At 52.3% G+C, this 2,050-nt stretch carries 4 protein-coding genes; 3 read left to right on the forward strand and 1 reads right to left on the reverse strand.

What is annotated here, in order from left to right:
• Positions 1 to 93: 93 nt before the first annotated feature.
• Positions 94 to 306 (forward strand): UPF0158 family protein, encoded by a 213-nt coding sequence (locus D1159_RS18745; protein WP_161847103.1) that lies wholly within the window; start codon positions 94 to 96, stop codon positions 304 to 306.
• Between the two features lie 53 nt (positions 307 to 359).
• Here the strand turns inward: D1159_RS18745 and D1159_RS18750 are convergent, their stop codons facing one another.
• Complete coding sequence (locus D1159_RS18750) at positions 360 to 710, reverse strand: TnpV protein (protein WP_161847104.1); 351 nt, start codon at positions 708 to 710, stop codon at positions 360 to 362.
• A gap of 179 nt (positions 711 to 889) precedes the next feature.
• On the opposite strand from D1159_RS18750, the gene D1159_RS18755 reads away from it, so the two are divergent.
• Positions 890 to 1,072, forward strand: a complete 183-nt coding sequence (locus D1159_RS18755) for a hypothetical protein (protein ID WP_161847105.1) — start codon at positions 890 to 892, stop codon at positions 1,070 to 1,072.
• A 149-nt stretch (positions 1,073 to 1,221) separates the two neighbouring features.
• A complete protein-coding gene (locus tag D1159_RS18760; RefSeq protein WP_161847106.1) occupies positions 1,222 to 1,797 on the forward strand; it encodes a hypothetical protein in 576 nt (191 codons plus the stop codon).
• Positions 1,798 to 2,050 lie beyond the last annotated feature (253 nt).

Raw genomic sequence — 2,050 nt, forward strand, 5'->3', positions numbered from 1 at the left:
TCAGGCTATTTTTGCTGCTTTCTTCTTCCGTAAACAACTCACTTCAGATTGAGCATTTTTAAGTAATACTACTATATTCACGAATATAGCATTATGGAGAGCTTTATTGAATCGCTGCCGCCCGGTGCGGCCCGTCAGGAGCTGGCTCATGCGATCCGAGGAAAAGGCGCGTTCCGCCGCTTCAAGAACGGAATTTATTACCATCATATTGAACAGCAGTGGTATGATTATCATGCGGCGGCGTATCGGGAGATCGCCATTCGCTGGTGCCGGGACGAGGAAATTGAGTACATAGAAACAGAATAAAAAAACGGGGGAGCGGCTATGCTCCATGAGCACAGCCACTCCCATTATAATTTTCATACGTAGACCAGTTCGTGGAGTATGATTTCCTCCGCTCGGTTGCGGATATTATTCATCCGTCCAACCCATTCCATTTGGTTGGATGCTTTCAGGGCTTCGGTCACGCCCTCCTGCTTCGCCATGGCTGGAATTAAAAAATCCATGCGCTCATGACAAGCGGTGTCAATTTCAGCGAGGTGTTTCCACAATTCCCCATGAAGAAGCATCCGATTGTAAACGCCAGGGTGATGTTCCTCCAAAAACCTTTGGCGCATCCGGCCATATATACCGATTTCGTACTTGGTATCATCATCAAGCGCAAGGTCCGGGAGGTAGTAGTCTCCTACTTTCGTATAGGTCAGTTCCATAATCATTTCCTTTCATTTGCAGCAAAATGTGAATTGCAGTTGCGGAAAACGCTTGTCTTTTGCGTTCTCACCGCCTTTCTCATAACTGCAATGTACCATTTTGCCACAATTATACCGACTATGACAACGGCTATGCGATAGTGTCCTTCTTGAAGGGCTGGGAAAAGGAATTTGAACCCATGACCATTGGGAGCCCGACCCTATGCCCCTGCTGCGGGGAGCCGACAAAGCATAATGATGATCTCAACTGCGGCCACTGTGCGCCGGTTGTGATCTGCAAAGAGTGCGGCATCGTGGGGATCTGCAAAAATCTGGCGGCTGTCCGGTTCTGTCCCTGGACGGAACTGGTGGATGCCGCGTAATGGAGGAACGCTATGAAACAAGGATGGTTGAGCCTGGAACAGATCCTACGGCTTCCGCAGGCCGAACTGAAAAAGGCGCTTGCTGAGGAATTGAAGGGCAAGGGCTATCACCCATTGCCAGGAAAGGCTACCTCTATGCGCCGGGTACTTTGCCTGTGCTGCTGGTGGCCCACCTGGACACCGTACACATGGAGCCGGTGCGGGATATTTGTCGCTCTGATGACGGGACAATCCTGATGTCTCCCCAGGGGATCGGCGGGGACGACCGGGCCGGCGTCTATATGGCCCTGAAAATTCTGGAGCAGGTCTGCTGCCATGTTCTGTTCTACGAGGACGAGGAGACCGGCGGCCAGGGCGCTCGGAAGTTTACCGCCAGCGGTCTGACCCCGGATGTGAACTACATTGTGGAGATGGATCGCCGGGGCCATGACAACGCCGTTTTTTACGGGTGCGACAACCGGGAGTTCGTGGATTTTGTCACGGAGTTTGGGTTTCAGGAGGCCTATGGCAGCTTCAGCAATATTTCGATCCTTGCGCCCCATTTGGGGATTGTCGCCGTCAACATCAGCGCCGGATACTACAATGAACACCGCCTGCATGAGCACATCAACCTGGCCCACATGGAACACAACATCACCCGCATTCTGGAGATGGTGCAGACGCCGACGGATCAGTTTGAGTACATCGAGCGGGAGACCTATGGCTTTGGCACTTTTGAGAGCTAGATCCGCCTGTGGGATCACTTCCCCGGTGCGGATAGCACACAGGACAGCGGAAGGCTGCTGATGCCGGTGCCGGAGACCGCCTATGTGGAGGTCAACGGCAGGCAGGTGGAAAACGGTCTGGCCCACTTCATCGACAAACCTGCAAATATGTGTCAAGCCCCAAATCACAAAAATTAGGAGGACATTTGTAAGGGGGCCAAAAGGGCATAAGAAACTGAGCCGGTTCGTAAGGGAACATTTCAAACCGACTGGA

The sequence above is a fragment of the Pseudoflavonifractor sp. 524-17 genome, from assembly GCF_009935845.1.
GTDB lineage: Bacteria > Bacillota > Clostridia > Oscillospirales > Oscillospiraceae > Pseudoflavonifractor_A.